Here is a 16,756-nt window from a genome sequence, read left to right on the forward strand (position 1 = left end):
TTTCTTTTACTCGAAGTTAATTGTTGTTATTAAATGCCATTTTCAAAAAATTATCTATGGCGTCATAGCCAGCAATAAACATTTTAGGAGTTGACATAAGCTCTTCATTATTTAAAGGTCTAATTTCTTCATCGCCTTTAAATAATTTTCCACCGATATTATGATACAAAAAATTATCTTCTTCTTTTTCTAATTTTATGTTTCCTATAATTTGCCATGCCTGCTTGCTTAATTTTTCAATGCTAGTATAAAAAACCTCAACAATACCAGTAAATAATTTTAATTTAATGTTGCTGTTTTTTAAAGCAATTGACAATCCATCTTTGGAAAGAGAAATTAATTCATCTTTGACTATAAAAGAAAAAGCATTTTTTGTCCTTTTTGAAATCCATAAAACTTTACAAACTGCAAATCGATTTTCAAAAGGTATTAAAAATATATCTCCAACATTAACCTCTTTTTTCATGATATTATATTAAAAACTATGAAACAAAATTAAGTCAATTTCGGTTATTACAAGTTGATTTTGAAAGAAATTACTTTCTTCTTTCCAGAAAAAAACGTTTCATTAAATCTGCCGCCTCGTTTGCCATTACTCCAGAAACAACAGTTGTTTTCGGGTGTAGTTTTGTTCCCATATTCAGAAATCCGCGTTGTTCGTCGCGTGCTCCAAAAACAATTTTAGAAATCTGGCTCCAATACAAAGCACCTGCGCACATTTGGCAAGGTTCGAGTGTAACATACAATGTACAATCTTTTAAATATTTTCCGCCCAGAAAATTGGCTGCCGCTGTTATAGACTGCATTTCGGCATGAGCCGTAACATCGTTTAACAACTCAGTCAAATTGTGGCTTCTAGCAATAACTTTATCAGCCACAACAATTACAGCTCCAACAGGGATTTCGCCTTTTTCGTAAGCGATTTCTGCTTCCTGCAGCGCTTTTTTCATGAAATATTCGTCAGTAAAAGGATTTATCATGCTTGCAAAAGTAGGATTTTAGAACTTATTTTTATTACTTTTAAATCGTGATATTCGAATATGGAAAGAAAAGATAAAATAATTGCTAATATAAATTGCAAATCGTTTTTACCAACGTTGTATGCGGTTATGATTATAGTTTTTTTCGGCTGCCAAAACAAAGAAGATAAAAAACCTGAAGTCAAGAATATCGAAGCTAAGGCAGATACTACAACAACAAAACCAACTGTTTTAGAAAAAACTCCAATCAGTGAGAAAAAAACAGATCAAACACCACCAGACTCACCAAAAATTGAGCAACTTAAATTAAATAAAACGACACCAATAGCAACTAAAGAAGTTGATAAAAACAAATCTTCAAAAACTGATAAAATAAAAAAAGAGGATTCTCAATCAACTCTTAAACCTCTTTCAAATACAAATGCTGAATTCCCTGGCGGAATAGAGCAATTTCATAACTTCTTCATGAAAGAATATAAAAAACCGGAAGACGTGAGTTATTGGAAACTCAATTTCACTCTCGCATTTGCTGTAGAAAAAAATGGCACTGTATCTTTTCTAGAATGTTCGCCAGCAGTTGAAGAACCACTGCAAAAAGAAATCATTAGAGTTTTAAGTTTATGTCCGAAATGGCAGCCAGGCGAGTCAAATGGAAAGAAAGTCAGAATGCAATATTCTGTACCTATTTTATTGAAATAAGACTCCGCAAGAAAATTAAATTTAAAAACCGTAAATTTGCTTTTTACCATACAATGAAAAGCGATTTACTTTCTAACATATACAATCCAGCCGATTTACGTCTTTTAAAAGAAGAGCAGCTTACTCAGGTTGCTCAAGAATTACGTCTGTTTATTATTGATATCGTTTCTGTAAAAGAAGGCCATTTAGGAGCAAGTTTAGGTGTTGTAGAGCTCACAATTGCTTTGCATTACGTTTTTAATACTCCAAACGATTTATTGGTTTGGGATGTTGGACATCAGGCATACGGGCATAAAATACTGACCGAAAGAAGAGAAATTTTTCATACCAATAGACAAATTGGAGGAGTTTCAGGTTTTCCGAAAAGAAGCGAAAGTGTTTACGATACTTTTGGAGTTGGACATTCTTCAACTTCTATTTCTGCAGCACTCGGAATGGCGATTGCTTCTAAATTAAAAGGGGATTTCGAAAAAGAACATATAGCAGTTATCGGAGACGCTTCTATCGCAAGCGGAATGGCTTTTGAAGGACTTAATCACGCTGGAGTTACAGATGCTAATATTTTAGTTATTTTAAACGACAATGCTATAGGGATTGATCCAAGCGTTGGAGCTTTAAAAAAATATCTTACTTCGGTTAAAAATGGGAAAAATCCGCGGCAAAATAATATCATTAAATCTTTGAATTTTGATTATTCAGGGCCAATAGATGGTCATGATCTTCCTAAATTGATCAAAGAATTAAATCGTCTTAAAAAGATAAAAGGTCCAAAATTCCTTCATATTGTAACTACAAAAGGAAAAGGATTGCAGCAGGCCGAAGAAAATCAGGTGAAATATCATGCGCCTGGAAAATTTGATGCTTCAACTGGAGAAATTCATTTAAAATCTGAAGAAAATCTTCCTCCAAAATATCAAGATGTTTTTGGCTTGACCATTTTAGATTTAGCCAAAAAAAATGAAAAAATAATCGGAATCACACCTGCAATGCCATCTGGAAGTTCATTAAAATTTATGATGGACGAATTCCCAGAACGTGCTTTTGATGTAGGCATTGCCGAACAGCACGCCGTAACGCTTGCAGCCGGAATGGCTACTCAGGGCATGATTGTGTATTGCAATATTTACTCCACATTTTTACAGCGCGCTTATGATCAGGTAATTCATGATGTAGCGCTGCAAAATTTGCCTGTAATATTTTGTCTTGACCGTGCAGGATTAGTTGGAGAAGATGGTGCAACGCATCACGGCGTTTTTGATATCGCCTATCTACGCTCGATTCCGAATATGATTATTTATGCGCCGTTAAACGAAATTGAACTGCAAAACATTCTTTATACGGTTCAATTAGGAATTGATCATCCTATTGCAATTCGATATCCAAGAGGTCGTGGAGTCCTACCAAATTGGGAAGTAGAAAATTTCGGACATTACGAAAAAATAAATTGGGACGAGGCAAAATGCTTGAAAGATGGTACGAAAGTTGCTGTGCTATCGGCCGGAACAATTGGAAATAATGTTATAGAAGCACTGAAAGAATCAACCAATTCTGAGGAAATTGCACACTATAATTTCAGCTTTATTAAACCACTAGACATCAATACATTAAATACCGTTTTTTCGAATTTTGATAAGATTATTACCATTGAAGACGGAGCTAAAAATGGCGGTTTTGGAAGTGCAGTTTTAGAGTTTGCAGCATCAAACAATTTTAAAAATTCCATTGAAATTTTGGGTGTTCCAGACGAATTTATTGAGCATGGAACCGTAAATGAGCTACAACAACTGTGTAAAATTGACGTTAAAAGTTTAATAAATCTTTTTTCTAACGGTTCAAAATAATTATTTTGCGACACCAAAAAAAATACCTAAATGAAATTATTGCGTTCTACCCTTTTGCTGCTTTTGCTTTTGAGTACTTCTCATAACTTTGCCCAGATTATACAAACAACGTTAAGTCCAAATCAAGCACCTAAACCGCCATCCAACTGGACCAGAAAAAATCAGGTTGGTTTTGATATTTCCGAAATTGCATTTGTAAACTGGAGTGCAGGGGGAACAAGTTCAATTTCAGGCCTCTTTAAAGGTGAATTTTCAAGAACTTATGTAAAGAAAAATCATAAATGGGTAAACGAACTTATCGTAAAATATGGCTTAAATAAGCAAGATGGAATAGAGTTACGCAAAACAGACGATGCCTTTCAGTTCAACTCTACTTATGGTTTTAGAAAAGATACCGCTTCAAACTGGTACTACTCTTCTAAATTAAACTTCAACACACAATTTACAGACGGTTATAATTATCCTAATCGAGATGTTGCCATCTCTAAACCTTTTGCACCAGCTTATATCTTTCTGGGAGCTGGAGCAGAGAATTCAAATAAAGAAAAAAACAGAGTATTTTACTTCTCTCCTATTACGTTAAAAACTACTTTAGTGCTTGATCAATATCTTGCAGACCAGGGGTCTTTCGGGGTTAAAAAAGCAGTTTACGCGCCAGATCCGCTAGATCCTACACAACAGATATTAATTGAAGGAGGTCAGAAAATAAAAGCCGAATTTGGTATACTTTTTACAGCTTATATGAAAAATGAAATCTATAAAAACGTTTTTTATGAAAACAGATTAAGCTTATATACAGATTACTTAAACAAATTTGGAAATGTTGATATTGATTATGATACACGCCTAGATCTTGTTGTAAATGCGTACGTAAAAGCAAACATAGGTGTCCATTTAATTTATGACGACGATATTAAAACAAAAAAAGATGTTGTTGACCCAACTACAGGAGCGACAACTCAGGTAAATGACGGACCTAGAATGCAATTAAGACAAGTTCTTGGGGTTGGTTTGGTTTATGCTTTCCAATAAAAAAACACATAAAAATAAAAATGCCTCTTTCAAATAAATGAAAGAGGCATTTTTTATTGCACGCGAATCTGTTTAACGCTTTTTCTGCCCCTGAATTGTTTCGTATAATTCTAGAGCATTTCCATCTGTAAGAAGCGAAACATAATGACAAATATGCAGTAAGCGCTCATATAAATTGGTTTTCTCTAAATGATGTTTCTCTGGCAGCATTTTCAAAATCAACTTATCGTAGTTTGAGGCCGTTCCTTCAAATTTATTATTGAATGCTGTAATGAACTTATCCAGCAATGTTTGAATGATTTGATAACCTACAATTTCTTTCTCTATGACTTCGCGACTTTGATAGATTTTATCAACACTTAGTTTGATAATATCATTCATCTGCGCTTTGTATTTGCTTTTGTCTGTTAAAGCGTAAGGAAAGTTTCCAGCCAAAATTGCTTCTTCATTTTCTACAAAAACATTTACAGCATCATTAATTAAAGTTCCTATTGCCAAAGCTCGTAAATAGCTAATACGATCTTCTTTTGTAGTCAAAGATTTGTATTTAGAAACTCCAATATTGTCTTTTACCAAATTAATCAAATATTCTAAGGCAAAATCTTCTGAAACTAAGCCTAAATTAATTCCGTCCTCAAAATCGATAATTGTGTAACAGATATCATCTGCGGCTTCAACTAAATAAGCCAATGGATGTCTTTCAAAACCAATATCTTCACCCGATTTATTGGCAATCATTCCCATATCTTTGGCTACTTCTTCAAAGAATAATTTATCTGATTGAAAGAATCCATATTTTTTATCTGCAATGTTATTTGTTGGCTTTTTCGGAAGGCTTTCTTTCGGATATTTCATAAAAGCTCCTAAGGTTGCATACGAAATACGAAGTCCGCCTTCAATTCCTGGACGGCTTGCGGTCAACACTGAAAATCCGTTAGCATTTCCTTCAAAATCAATTAAATCTTGCCATTGTTTATCGGTAAGCTGGTTTCTATATTTATGACCGTTTCCGATAGAAAAATATTCTCCAATTGCTTTTTCACCAGAATGTCCAAAAGGCGGGTTTCCAATGTCGTGCGCCAATGAAGCTGCAGCTACAATAGCTCCAAAATCGTTCATATGATAACCGTGAACTTCTTTCAGATAAGGATATTTCTCGATAATTTTCTTTCCAACCAAACGGCCAAGCGAACGTCCGACAACAGAAACTTCCAAACTATGCGTTAAACGCGTATGCACGAAATCTGTTTTAGAAAGCGGAATAACTTGTGTTTTATCTTGTAAACTTCTAAAAGCGGAAGAGAATATAATTCGGTCATAATCTACCTCAAATCCTAAACGAGTATCATCTTGTTCTACGCGTAACCTTTTGCTTGTATCTCCCTGACGTTTTAATGATAAAAGTTGTTCCCAGTTCATTTTAATTTTAGATTGTAGATTAACGATTTTAGATTTTTGATCTAAATTGATGATTTTAGATTTCAAAAATACATTTTATTTTAGGAATTTCTTCTGCTTTAAAACTCTAAAGCAGTGCTGTGTTTGATTTCTCCCATTACAAAAATACTGTTCGTATTCCCGATGTTTTCTATCGTTGATAATTTGTTCATTACAAAATCCTGATAACTAGCCATATCTTGCACCAAAATCTTCAGCATAAAATCATAATCTCCGGCAATGTTATAACATTCTATAATTTCTGGTAGTGCCACAATATCTTTTACAAAATTGCTTCCGACATTTTTGGCGTGTTCTTTTAAACGGACATTACAAAAAACAGTCATGCCTCGGTTCATTTTCTGTTTGTCTAAAAGCGCTACATATTTAGTAATATAACCATCTCTTTCTAGTCTTTTAATTCTTTCATAAACGGGAGTAACCGTCAAGAATAATTTACTTGCCAGATCTTTTGTATTGATATTGCAGTCTTCCTGAAGGTATTTCAGGATCAACAAATCGGTTTTATCTAAGTTTTCCATAGTTTTTTTTACGGCTAGAAGTTCATTTCAAACAGTTTTAAAGTAATTAAATCTTCAAAAATATATTTTTACAACACATTTTACTGAAATAAATCCCAAATATAAGTTATAAAAACCAAGAACGTAAATTTGCTCAGTAAAAAATACTGAATCAAAAATGAAAACAAACAACTTAGGTTACCCAAGAATTGGCAGCAACAGAGAACTGAAAAAAGCCAGCGAATTGTATTGGGCGGGAAAAATTTCGGCAGAAGAACTTATCGATGCAGGAAAAGAAATCCGTCTTAAAAACTGGAAATTACAAGCCGAAGCAGGAGTTGATTTAATTCCGTCTAATGATTTTTCTTTTTATGATCAAGTTTTAGATTTAACTCTTACTCTTGGAGCAATTCCAGCACGTTATCACGAATTAGCAAAAAGCAATTCATCTTTAGATTTATATTTTGCAATGGCAAGAGGATCTCAAAAAGAAGGACAGGATGTTGTGGCAATGGAAATGACAAAATGGTTCGACACCAACTATCATTATATTGTTCCTGAATTCACAAAGAACCAAAAGTTTGAATTGTTTTCTGAAAAAATAATCAATGAATTCAAAGAAGCAAATTCGCTTGGAATCAAAACAAAACCTGTTTTAATCGGCCCCGTTTCTTATTTATTATTAGGAAAAGAAAAAGAAGATGGTTTTAACAGAATTGATCTTCTAGATAATTTACTTCCAGTATACTTTGAAATTCTGGAAAAACTACAAGCCGAAAATGCCGAATATATTCAGTTCGACGAACCGTTTTTAGCTTTAAATTTAACTGATAAAGAACGAGGCACTTTCACGAAAGTGTACAATGAAGTCAACACTCGTTTCCCTAAACTAAAAATTGTTTTAGCAAACTATTTTGACTGCTTTGGAGAAAATCTAGAAACTGCTTTAGCGCTTCCTGTTGACACTTTCCATTTAGATTTAGTTCGTTGTCCACTTCAATTAAATGACATTTTAGAATCAGGAAGATTGGCTTCAAATGTAAATCTTTCACTTGGAGTTGTTGACGGAAGAAACATCTGGAAAAACGATTTTAAAACATCTTTAGAATTAATCAAAAAAGCTACTGATGCCTTAGGTGAAAATAGAATTTTAATTGCGCCTTCTTGTTCATTAATCCACAGTCCATGCGATTTGGATTTAGAGACAAACGATCAGACTTTAACACCAGAAATTAAACAATGGCTGGCTTTTGCTAAACAGAAAATCAGCGAAATTGTTCTTTTAAAACAATTTGCTTCTAATGAACTAAACACTGAAAATTCTACTGATTATAAAGAAAATGTTTTGGCAAACGAGAATCGCAAAACTTCAAAATTAATTCACAATAACGAAGTTAAAGCGCGTGTTGCCGGAATCACAGCTTCTGATGATAAACGTAAAAGTGTTTTCGCAGTAAGAAGAAAAAGCCAAATTGAAGCTTTAAAACTGCCATTATTTCCAACTACAACAATTGGTTCTTTCCCTCAAACAGCAGAAGTGAGAAGCTGGAGAGCGAAATTTAAAAAAGGAGAATTAACAGCTCAAGAATACAATGATTTAATCGAAAAAGAAACCGAGGCAACCATTCGTTTTCAGGAAGAAACTGGAATCGATGTTTTAGTTCATGGCGAGTTTGAACGCAACGATATGGTGGAATATTTTGGAGAACAATTGTCAGGATTTACTTTTACCAAAAACGGCTGGGTTCAGAGTTACGGAAGCCGTTGTGTAAAACCACCAGTCATTTACGGAGATGTTTCTCGTCCGAATCCAATGACTGTAAAATGGTCGCAATACGCACAATCTTTAACTCCGAAATGGGTAAAAGGAATGCTTACTGGGCCTGTAACGATTCTGCAATGGTCTTTTGTGAGAAACGATCAGCCTCGTTCTGAAACTTGTACACAAATTGCTTTGGCTATTCGCGATGAAGTGGTGGATTTAGAAAAAGCTGGAATCAAAATCATTCAGATTGATGAACCGGCAATTCGTGAAGGTCTTCCTTTAAGAAAAGAAGAATGGGCAAAATACTTAAATTGGGCAGTTCGTGCTTTTAGAATTTCTGCGAGCGGCGTAAACGATGATACGCAAATTCATACACACATGTGTTATAGCGAATTCAACGACATCATCCAGAACATTGCCGATATGGACGCCGATGTTATTACTATTGAATGTTCTCGTTCGCAAATGGAACTTTTAGATGCTTTTGCAGACTTTAAATATCCAAACGAAATTGGTCCTGGAGTTTACGATATTCACTCTCCACGCGTTCCGTCAAGCAAAGAAATGGTTCGTTTGTTGGAAAAAGCTTCAGCAGTTATTCCAATTGATCAATTATGGGTAAATCCAGATTGTGGCTTAAAAACCCGTCATTGGGATGAAACCAAAAAAGCGCTAATCGAAATGGTGGCCGCAGCCCAAGAAATGCGAGCAACTGTAGAAAACCCTGTGACTTAATACCTTAAATAGTTTTTGTTTTTTATGCCAGCAAGTGAGATCGAATTTAGTTATGATTCGTTTCGATTTCACTTTGACTGGCATTATTTCTTTTTATTGCAAAATGCAACACTTTACAACATTTACGGTTTTAAATTAATTTGCAAAATTTTTCTTCTATTCAAAAAACACAAATCATAAAAATCTGTATTTTAGCTATTTACAAACTATTAAACTTAATTCTATGTATTCAGTAGCTCAATACACAAATTTTTTTATTAGTTATTTAGAGAATCAAATTATAGATAAAGAACCCAAAAATCTATACGATCCGATAGCATATATAATGTCATTGGGAGGAAAACGATTACGCCCTACACTTACGCTACTCACCACAGAATTTTTTGGAACAGACTATGAGTTAGCATTACCCGCTGCTTTGGCAATTGAAATTTTCCATAACTCGTCCTTAATCCATGATGATATTATAGACGAAGATCCCATTAGAAGAGGAAAAGCCACAGTACACAAAAAGTGGAATACTAACATTGCTATTCTTTCTGGAGATGCAATGATTATCTTAACCTACGAATATCTGCTTAAGTACGACCCAAATCTTGCAAAAGATTTGATCAAAGCGGTTAACAAAATGGGAATAAAAGTATGCGAAGGGCAAACCTTGGATGTAGATTTTGAAACCCGTCAAGATGTTACTGTTTCTGAATATCTAAAAATGATTAAGTACAAAACTGGTGCACTTATAGCAGCATCAATGAAAATGGGCGCTATAATTGCCCAAACATCACAAGACAACTGCGATTTAATTTATGATTTTGGAATTAATATCGGACTAGCTTTTCAGTTGCAAGATGATTATCTGGATCTTTTTGGTGATACTCCCACATTTGGCAGACGTTTAGGCGGCGATATTATTTCGAATAAAAAAACCTACTTATATTTTAAGGCTCTTGAAATTGCAACTGAAAGCGAAAAAGAAGTATTAGAACGTTTATACGCTGTTCGCCTTGAAGACAATACAAATAAAATTAAAACCATAACCGATTTGTTTCTGAAATCTGGAGTGCCAAAAGCAACACAAGAATCAATCAAAAAGTACACATTTAAAGCTTCTAAAATTTTAGACAAAATCAATATAGAAGAAGCTAAGAAAAAATTATTAAGAGAGTTTGCCGAGAGTTTAATTGGAAGAAGAGTTTAGTTTACTCTTAAATCTCTTTTACAACAAAAGAATTTAACACAATAAAGCGCTCCAATTAGAGCGCTTTCCTATTTGTATAAAATCTAACACTAGAAGTTTTTAGAAATTCCGATGTTTACTGTTTTTCCAAAATTGACGAAAAATTTACTATAATCAACATCATCATTATCATAGCTTAATGTTTCATATCCTAAGCCACCAATACTAAAATTTAGACCAAAACCTTTCTTCATATTAATAAAAAGAGCTGGAGTAATACCTGTATAAAAACCATCAGCTTTATTATCTGACACAAGTGATCCATTTTCGTAATTTTTGTTTTTTTGATTTTGAAACCCAGCTCCCAAATCAGCAAAAACCGAAAAAGTTTCATTCAATGGCATTGTATAACGGACAAAAGCTCCTGTTTTAAAAGTATTGCTTTTACCTTCACCTTCTCCAAGATTGGTTTTGGAAGATTCTACCGAAAATTCGACTCCTGCCGTCCAGTTATTATGAAATTGATATCCAACCTTTGGAGAAAACTCAAAAACGTTGTTTTTTGCTGAAGCAATGTCTCTGTCGATTTTTTCAGAAGTATAACCAATATTTCCTCCAACTAAAATTGTTCCCTTTTGGGCATTTGCAAAGCTAACCATAGCCAATGCAAGAATAAGTAGCATTTTTTTCATATGTGATATTTATTAAGATTTCACATACAACAAACAATTAAAATACCAATATCGAATCGCAGTTATTTTCTTAACGATTAATTAAAAACAATCATTTTAAACGCGTTAAAAATTAAAATAACAATAAGAAATGGTTATAAAAAAAGCGCTCCAATTGGAGCGCTTTCTGAAATTGAATATAAAAACTTAAGATTAGAAGTTTTTAGAAATTCCAATGCTTGCTGTTTTACCAAAGTTGAAATTAAATCTGCTAACATCTGGACCGTTGTTATCATAATTTAATGTTTCGTATCCTAAACCTCCAATGCTGAAGTTAAGACCAAAACCTTTTTGCATGTTAATGAAAAGAGCTGGAGTTACACCAATATACATTCCATCTGCTTTGTATTTTGTGTAGTTTGATCCAACGTAATCTTTTTCAGTTTGATTTTGGAAACCAGCTCCTAAATCTGCGAATACTGAGAAAGTTTGGCTTAATGGCATTGTGTAACGTACAAATGCTCCAAATTTAGAACTGTTTGTTTTGTATTCATTTACACCTTGATCATCTTTTGAAGAAGCAACAGTAAACTCACCTCCAACTGTCCAGTTTTCGTGAAATTGGTAACCTACTTTTGGAGAAAAAGCAAATTCGTTTGATTTTCTTTCAGCATTACCGAAATCTCTCGTTTCAGAAGAATAAGAGATGTTACCACCTACTAATACTGTACCTTTTTGTGCGTTTGCAAAACTGCAGATAGCTAAAGCAGCCATCACTAGAATTTTTTTCATGATTTGGGTTTTATTTTAATTTTAGCATTCCCTTAACAATAACGATGCCGTGAATACTGGTCTCTTCCATTTTTTTATAATTACTTTAAAAGATAAATTTTTAGCAATCGAGACTATTTCTGTTTATTTTTGTAGCAAATAAAAAGTCATGTCGATAGAAGTAAACAGTATATCAAAAAGTTACGGAGAGCAAAAAGCTTTAAATGAAATTTCTTTTAAAATTGAGAAAGGAGAAATCGTAGGATTTCTTGGTCCAAACGGAGCAGGAAAATCTACTTTGATGAAAATTTTGACGACTTATTTACTTGCCGATAGTGGCTCAGCCCTTGTAAATGGTCACGATGTCATGACAAACGCAAAAGAAGTGCAACGCTCGATTGGCTATTTGCCAGAGCACAATCCGCTGTATTTGGATTTGTATGTTCGTGAATATTTGGCATTTAATGCTGATGTTTACAACGTGCCAAAATCAAGAATTGAAGAAGTAATTCAACTGACAGGACTGACACCAGAAAGCCATAAAAAGATTGGACAGCTTTCTAAAGGATACCGCCAACGCGTTGGATTGGCAAATGCTTTGCTTCATGATCCAGAAGTTTTAATTTTGGATGAACCAACTACAGGTCTGGACCCGAATCAGTTAATGGAAATTCGTAACGTGATTAAAAATGCAGGAAAAAATAAAACTGTTTTTTTATCTACACACATTATGCAAGAAGTTGAAGCCATCTGCGATCGTGTCATGATTATTGACAAAGGACAAATTGTTGCAGATAATAAATTAGACCATTTGGTTACTGCCAATAAAGAGCAAGTTATTGAAGTTGAGTTTGATTACAAAGTTGAAGAACAGCTTTTGGCTAAACTTGAAAATATTTCTTCGTACGTAAATACTCATGACATGACTTGGGAGCTGACTTTTGTTACTGATAAAGATATGCGCCCTGCCATCTTTGACTTTGCCAACGAAAATGGATTAAAAACTTTACAGCTAAATCAAAAAAATAAAAACCTTGAAGCTGTTTTTAGAGAAATCACGAAATAAGTTTTCAGTTTTTCAATAAAAAAAGCGGTCTGTTTTCTATAAAACAGACCGCTTTTTTTATTTCCCATTTTATTCTTTTCTCTACAAATCAACAAATTAAGGGATTTCTGTAAAAAATAATTACTATTTTTATTTAGACTTGTTATAAATAGTATTATATTTGGCAAATCAAATTTTAAATGCCACGGTATGTTACGTATACTCCTTACCCTCAAAAAATTTATTTCTGCTGTTTCGAATAAAGCAATGCATTATCAAAAAAAGTTTTTAGACCAATTAGAACAAATTGCACTGCAATAAATTCTGATTTTAAAAATTAAAAAGATTATGTTCTAAATCTCGATTTAGAATTTGCCAAATTGAAACAACATGAAAAAAATTATAACCTCTCTTATGCTTGCTTTTTCGGTATATGATGGATATTCTCAAACAGAAAAAGAAACCGATAGTATTATTGAAACCACTATAAATGCTTTAGATGAAATCGTGATTGCTAGAAAAAAAGTACTATATACTCAAAAATCTGATCGTCTTGTTTTTAATGTAGAAAACAGCATCGTATCTGAAGGCGGGACCGCGCTTGACGTATTATCACGTGCGCCAGGCGTTGTTGTGTCTCAAGATGGCGATTTGTCTATTCGCGGACAGCAGGGGGTTGCGGTAATGATAAACGGTAAATTGACGCAACTTTCTCAAAAAGAATTAGCCAATTATTTAAAAGCTACAACTTCATCCAACATCAAACAAATCGAAGTAATTACAAATCCTTCTTCTAAATATGATGCGGCAGGAAAAGCCGGAATTATCAATATCATTTTAAAAAAACCAAATGCTTCGGGCTTAAAAGGTAATGCTTTTGCCAGTTATGGAAGAGGCAGAAAAAACAGAACCAACTCTGGTTTCAACTTAAATTACAATAAAGACAAATGGGGTGTTTTCGGGAATTATAGCTATACGTTCCGAGGTGAAGAAGAACATAAACGATTCGATCAAATTCAATATTCTGATCTAACGCATCAGCAAATTTTATCTACAAATCACCAAACCTCTATTACAGATGAGCCTTTAACTTCTAATAATTTTAAAATTGGAACGCAATATGAAGCTTCTTCTAAAACAAATTTAGAATTTTATGTAGATGCCAAAATCGGACGTTACGAAAACATGGCTGATGGTACAAATACAGTATTTAATACTTCAAATCAACCTATTTTTGATGCTTTGACTTATAACGACAGTAAAGAAAAATGGTTTGATTATACGTATGCATTTTCTGGAGTTCATAAATTTAATACGGAAGGCAAAAACATGTCTTTTGATTTTGAATACGAAACTTCAAAATTTAGATCAAATCAATTTCAGAGTGCTGATAATACTGCAAATGCAACTGTTGTAAATGACCGTCGCGGATATATTCCGTCGCAGTTAAAAGTTTTTACAGGAAAAGTCGATTTTGTAAATCCGTTAAAGGAAAAGCAATCTATTGAATGGGGTTTTAAAACCAGCATTAAAAATAATGACAATCCATCGGTATATGAATATTACGAAAATAATGAATGGCAGATTGATTTTAATTCGACCAATCATTTTGAATACAACGAACAGATTTATGCTGCTTACGCGAATTATAAATATCAGCTAGAAAAATTAAACATTCAGGCTGGTTTAAGAACTGAATATACTGCGATAAATATTGATCAGAAAACTTTAAATGAAGAGCATAAAGACGATTATTTAAAATGGTTTCCGAGCCTTTCTTTAAAGTATGAATTTACTAATAATCATTCGGCTCACGCTTCTTACAGCAAAAGAATCAACAGGCCAAGTCAGTTTGATTTGAATCCGTTCCGTTTCTATGATGATTCATTTAATTATTCGCAGGGAAATCCGAATTTGATTCCAGAGATTACGCACGCTATGGAAATTGGCTATGCTTGGAAAAGTAATTTTATGGCTTCGGTTTATTTCAATAGCACTAAAGATGTTTTCACGGAAGTGTACAATTATAATCCTGATACTAATACAACCGTGACAACGCAAATAAACGTTGACAAATCATACAATTACGGAATCAATATTACCAATACCGCTGAGCTAAACAAATGGTGGTCTGTCAATACTTTATTTAATGTTTTTGAAAATAAATTTATGGCAGACATTTTAAACAGCAATACGATCGATCCAATTATGACTTTGAATGTAAGTGTGCAAAATTCATTTGCAATAACTGAAACATTGAAAGCAGAAGGGAATGCACAATATCAGTCAAAATCAAATCTTGGAATTTATCAGAGAGATGGTTTCTTTGATTTCAGTATCGGAATTTCAAAACAAATTTTAGCTAAAAAAGGAAACATTAAACTCAATTTTACAGATGTTTTCAATACCAACAATTTTACTATTAAATCTGCAGTCGCACAAACTAGCATTGATAAAAGATATGAGCTAGACAACCGCATTGCGACCATTGCATTTACATACCGTATATAAAAGTTTCGTTCTTTAAATACCTTGTTTTTTGTTTTTTTTTTGTGTTAGTCAAGAGCCTGTTCCTTCAAACAGGCTCTTCTACTTTTATTAAGTTTATAATTCTGAAAGCACTTCTCGCATTTCCTCAATTACAAGTTTGATATCATCTTCTCTAGTTCTCCAATTCACAAAAGAAGCTCTAATTCCTTTTTTACCTTGATAAACCGTTGGTGTCATAAATACTTTTCCAGTATCATTCAAAGCAGATAAAAACTCGTTCACCTTTTCCTGATTTTGCTCGCCTTTCAGCGTAAAACAAACATTATTTAAACGAATTGGTGCCAACAACTCAAAATCATTTTCTATTAATGCATTTCCAAAATGCAAAGCCAGTGCAGTGCTATTTTCGATAATATCTCTAAAACCTTCTTTTCCATATGCTTTAAGCGAAAACCAAGCAGGCAGAGCACGCAAACGACGAGAATTTTCAGGAAGTACATTCAAATAATTAAAATTTTCTAGAGGATTGCCTAAATAAGGAGCATTAGAATTCTGAAATGTCTCAATCTGCAGATTTATATACTCTTTTTTAATTAAAACAAAAGCGCTCTCATAAGGTACATTCAGCCATTTATGACAGTCAATGGTAATACTGTCTGCATCTTCCCAGCCTTTTACAAAATGTTTGTATTTCTCTGAAACCGCAGCAAATCCGCCAAATGCGGCATCAATGTGCCACCAGAAATTGTATTTTTCTTTTAATGCCTCAATCGCTTCAAAATCATCAAAATCGGCGGTATTTACCGTTCCCGCACTTGAAATCAGAATAAAAGGTTTTCCATTTAATGTTTTGATTTTTTCTTCTAAATCGGCAATATCCAAAGCTTCACGATTTCCTTCAATTGTTTTTACAACCGTGTAATTCTGACTTCCAATTCCTAAAAGTGACAAACATTTTACAGAAGAAGAATGCGGTGTTGCTGTTAAGATATTAATTGGTTCTGAAATTCCGTTTTTAGCAAAATCTTTTCCAAACTGTTTACCAAACCATTGTCTGGCAACACCAAGCGCAGTAAAGTTTGACATCGTAGCACCTGTAACAAATCCGCCTAAAAATGAATCTGGGAGTTCTAACAGTTGCAATAACAAATTAATGGTTTCAAATTCTATTAATGCCGATACTCCACCTTGTGCTTTTACAGCCTGAGTATTTTGATCATACACAGAAGCCAGCCAATCGCCCACAATAGATGCTGGTGTTGAGCCTCCTGTAACAAATCCCCAGTATCTTGGTCCCGGAGAAGAAACCATCAAAGGAGCCAGTCTCTCATTAAATTCCTTTAAAGCTTCGATAGATCCTAAACCTAATTCGTTTAAAACGGTTTTAGGATCAATTGAATAGGTATTGGACGTTGGAACGTTATCAATATTATTCAAAAAATCAACGCCTTGCTGTTTTGTTTTTTCTAAGATATTCTCAAAATTATTGAGATCGTGCTGTAGTATTGAATTCATAAGTTTGTTGTATTGGTTATGTCGCGCAGATTGCGCGGATGAGAAAGATTAATAAAAAATTGTATTTTTTTAAAGAA

The 16,756-nt window shown here is 33.6% G+C and carries 14 protein-coding genes; 7 read left to right on the plus strand and 7 right to left on the minus strand.

The window, feature by feature from the left end:
- Positions 1–16: 16 nt before the first annotated feature.
- Positions 17–466 carry an Imm26 family immunity protein gene (locus tag ABXT06_RS11020; protein WP_354590810.1) on the minus strand — a complete coding sequence of 150 codons (450 nt, stop codon included), beginning with the start codon at positions 464–466 and terminating at the stop codon, positions 17–19.
- 70 nt (positions 467–536) lie between these two features.
- Complete coding sequence (locus tag ABXT06_RS11025; protein WP_354590811.1) at positions 537–980, minus strand: nucleoside deaminase; 444 nt, start codon at positions 978–980, stop codon at positions 537–539.
- Positions 981–1,040: 60 nt separating this feature from the next.
- Here ABXT06_RS11025 and ABXT06_RS11030 point away from each other — a divergent pair, with 60 nt between their 5' ends.
- From ABXT06_RS11030 to ABXT06_RS11040, 3 genes are read left to right on the plus strand one after another with little or no spacing between them, the layout of a single operon-like run.
- Positions 1,041–1,679 (plus strand): hypothetical protein, encoded by a 639-nt coding sequence (locus ABXT06_RS11030; RefSeq protein ID WP_354590812.1) that lies wholly within the window; start codon positions 1,041–1,043, stop codon positions 1,677–1,679.
- A 53-nt stretch (positions 1,680–1,732) separates the two neighbouring features.
- On the plus strand, positions 1,733–3,520 hold the full coding sequence (locus ABXT06_RS11035) for a 1-deoxy-D-xylulose-5-phosphate synthase (protein ID WP_354590813.1): 1,788 nt from the start codon (positions 1,733–1,735) through the stop codon (positions 3,518–3,520).
- Between the two features lie 30 nt (positions 3,521–3,550).
- Complete coding sequence (locus tag ABXT06_RS11040; protein ID WP_354590814.1) at positions 3,551–4,552, plus strand: DUF3078 domain-containing protein; 1,002 nt, start codon at positions 3,551–3,553, stop codon at positions 4,550–4,552.
- Between the two features lie 72 nt (positions 4,553–4,624).
- On the opposite strand, the gene ABXT06_RS11045 is transcribed toward ABXT06_RS11040, so the two are convergent.
- Both ABXT06_RS11045 and ABXT06_RS11050 read right to left on the minus strand, forming a co-directional pair.
- The gene (locus ABXT06_RS11045) at positions 4,625–5,971 is read right to left on the minus strand and encodes a deoxyguanosinetriphosphate triphosphohydrolase (protein ID WP_354590870.1); all 1,347 of its coding nucleotides are present in this window, start codon (positions 5,969–5,971) and stop codon (positions 4,625–4,627) included.
- A 98-nt stretch (positions 5,972–6,069) separates the two neighbouring features.
- Complete coding sequence (locus tag ABXT06_RS11050; RefSeq protein ID WP_201998764.1) at positions 6,070–6,531, minus strand: Lrp/AsnC family transcriptional regulator; 462 nt, start codon at positions 6,529–6,531, stop codon at positions 6,070–6,072.
- Positions 6,532–6,688: 157 nt separating this feature from the next.
- Here ABXT06_RS11050 and metE point away from each other — a divergent pair, with 157 nt between their 5' ends.
- Positions 6,689–9,010: a 5-methyltetrahydropteroyltriglutamate--homocysteine S-methyltransferase gene (gene metE / locus ABXT06_RS11055; RefSeq protein WP_354590815.1), complete on the plus strand. Its 2,322-nt coding sequence runs from the start codon at positions 6,689–6,691 to the stop codon at positions 9,008–9,010.
- Positions 9,011–9,233: 223 nt separating this feature from the next.
- Positions 9,234–10,208 carry a polyprenyl synthetase family protein gene (locus ABXT06_RS11060; RefSeq protein ID WP_354590816.1) on the plus strand — a complete coding sequence of 325 codons (975 nt, stop codon included), beginning with the start codon at positions 9,234–9,236 and terminating at the stop codon, positions 10,206–10,208.
- 89 nt (positions 10,209–10,297) lie between these two features.
- On the opposite strand, the gene ABXT06_RS11065 is transcribed toward ABXT06_RS11060, so the two are convergent.
- Together ABXT06_RS11065 and ABXT06_RS11070 are read right to left on the minus strand one after the other, a co-directional pair.
- On the minus strand, positions 10,298–10,879 hold the full coding sequence (locus ABXT06_RS11065; RefSeq protein WP_354590817.1) for an outer membrane beta-barrel protein: 582 nt from the start codon (positions 10,877–10,879) through the stop codon (positions 10,298–10,300).
- Between the two features lie 192 nt (positions 10,880–11,071).
- Positions 11,072–11,650, minus strand: coding sequence for an outer membrane beta-barrel protein (locus tag ABXT06_RS11070; protein ID WP_354590818.1), 579 nt, complete (start codon positions 11,648–11,650; stop codon positions 11,072–11,074).
- A 148-nt stretch (positions 11,651–11,798) separates the two neighbouring features.
- Between ABXT06_RS11070 and gldA the strand changes: the two genes are divergently transcribed.
- Positions 11,799–12,695, plus strand: coding sequence for a gliding motility-associated ABC transporter ATP-binding subunit GldA (gene gldA / locus ABXT06_RS11075; RefSeq protein WP_354590819.1), 897 nt, complete (start codon positions 11,799–11,801; stop codon positions 12,693–12,695).
- Between the two features lie 369 nt (positions 12,696–13,064).
- Positions 13,065–15,185, plus strand: a complete 2,121-nt coding sequence (locus tag ABXT06_RS11080; RefSeq protein WP_354590820.1) for a TonB-dependent receptor domain-containing protein — start codon at positions 13,065–13,067, stop codon at positions 15,183–15,185.
- A gap of 93 nt (positions 15,186–15,278) precedes the next feature.
- Here ABXT06_RS11080 and ABXT06_RS11085 read toward each other — a convergent pair whose 3' ends face one another.
- A complete protein-coding gene (locus tag ABXT06_RS11085) occupies positions 15,279–16,679 on the minus strand; it encodes a pyridoxal phosphate-dependent decarboxylase family protein (RefSeq protein WP_354590821.1) in 1,401 nt (466 codons plus the stop codon).
- Between the last annotated feature and the right edge of the window lie 77 nt (positions 16,680–16,756).

Origin of the sequence: Flavobacterium sp. UW10123 (assembly GCF_040538975.1) — a bacterium.
Taxonomy (GTDB): domain Bacteria; phylum Bacteroidota; class Bacteroidia; order Flavobacteriales; family Flavobacteriaceae; genus Flavobacterium.

What these genes read in the sequence shown, in the direction of transcription:
- ABXT06_RS11020 (WP_354590810.1), bottom strand. Translation starts at nt 466, where the DNA reads ATGAAAAAAGAGGTTAATGTTGGAGATATATTTTTAATACCTTTTGAA.
- ABXT06_RS11025 (WP_354590811.1), bottom strand. Translation starts at nt 980, where the DNA reads ATGATAAATCCTTTTACTGACGAATATTTCATGAAAAAAGCGCTGCAG.
- ABXT06_RS11030 (WP_354590812.1), top strand. Translation starts at nt 1,041, where the DNA reads ATGGAAAGAAAAGATAAAATAATTGCTAATATAAATTGCAAATCGTTT.
- ABXT06_RS11035 (WP_354590813.1), top strand. Translation starts at nt 1,733, where the DNA reads ATGAAAAGCGATTTACTTTCTAACATATACAATCCAGCCGATTTACGT.
- ABXT06_RS11040 (WP_354590814.1), top strand. Translation starts at nt 3,551, where the DNA reads ATGAAATTATTGCGTTCTACCCTTTTGCTGCTTTTGCTTTTGAGTACT.
- ABXT06_RS11045 (WP_354590870.1), bottom strand. Translation starts at nt 5,971, where the DNA reads ATGAACTGGGAACAACTTTTATCATTAAAACGTCAGGGAGATACAAGC.
- ABXT06_RS11050 (WP_201998764.1), bottom strand. Translation starts at nt 6,531, where the DNA reads ATGGAAAACTTAGATAAAACCGATTTGTTGATCCTGAAATACCTTCAG.
- metE (WP_354590815.1), top strand. Translation starts at nt 6,689, where the DNA reads ATGAAAACAAACAACTTAGGTTACCCAAGAATTGGCAGCAACAGAGAA.
- ABXT06_RS11060 (WP_354590816.1), top strand. Translation starts at nt 9,234, where the DNA reads ATGTATTCAGTAGCTCAATACACAAATTTTTTTATTAGTTATTTAGAG.
- ABXT06_RS11065 (WP_354590817.1), bottom strand. Translation starts at nt 10,879, where the DNA reads ATGAAAAAAATGCTACTTATTCTTGCATTGGCTATGGTTAGCTTTGCA.
- ABXT06_RS11070 (WP_354590818.1), bottom strand. Translation starts at nt 11,650, where the DNA reads ATGAAAAAAATTCTAGTGATGGCTGCTTTAGCTATCTGCAGTTTTGCA.
- gldA (WP_354590819.1), top strand. Translation starts at nt 11,799, where the DNA reads ATGTCGATAGAAGTAAACAGTATATCAAAAAGTTACGGAGAGCAAAAA.
- ABXT06_RS11080 (WP_354590820.1), top strand. Translation starts at nt 13,065, where the DNA reads ATGAAAAAAATTATAACCTCTCTTATGCTTGCTTTTTCGGTATATGAT.
- ABXT06_RS11085 (WP_354590821.1), bottom strand. Translation starts at nt 16,679, where the DNA reads ATGAATTCAATACTACAGCACGATCTCAATAATTTTGAGAATATCTTA.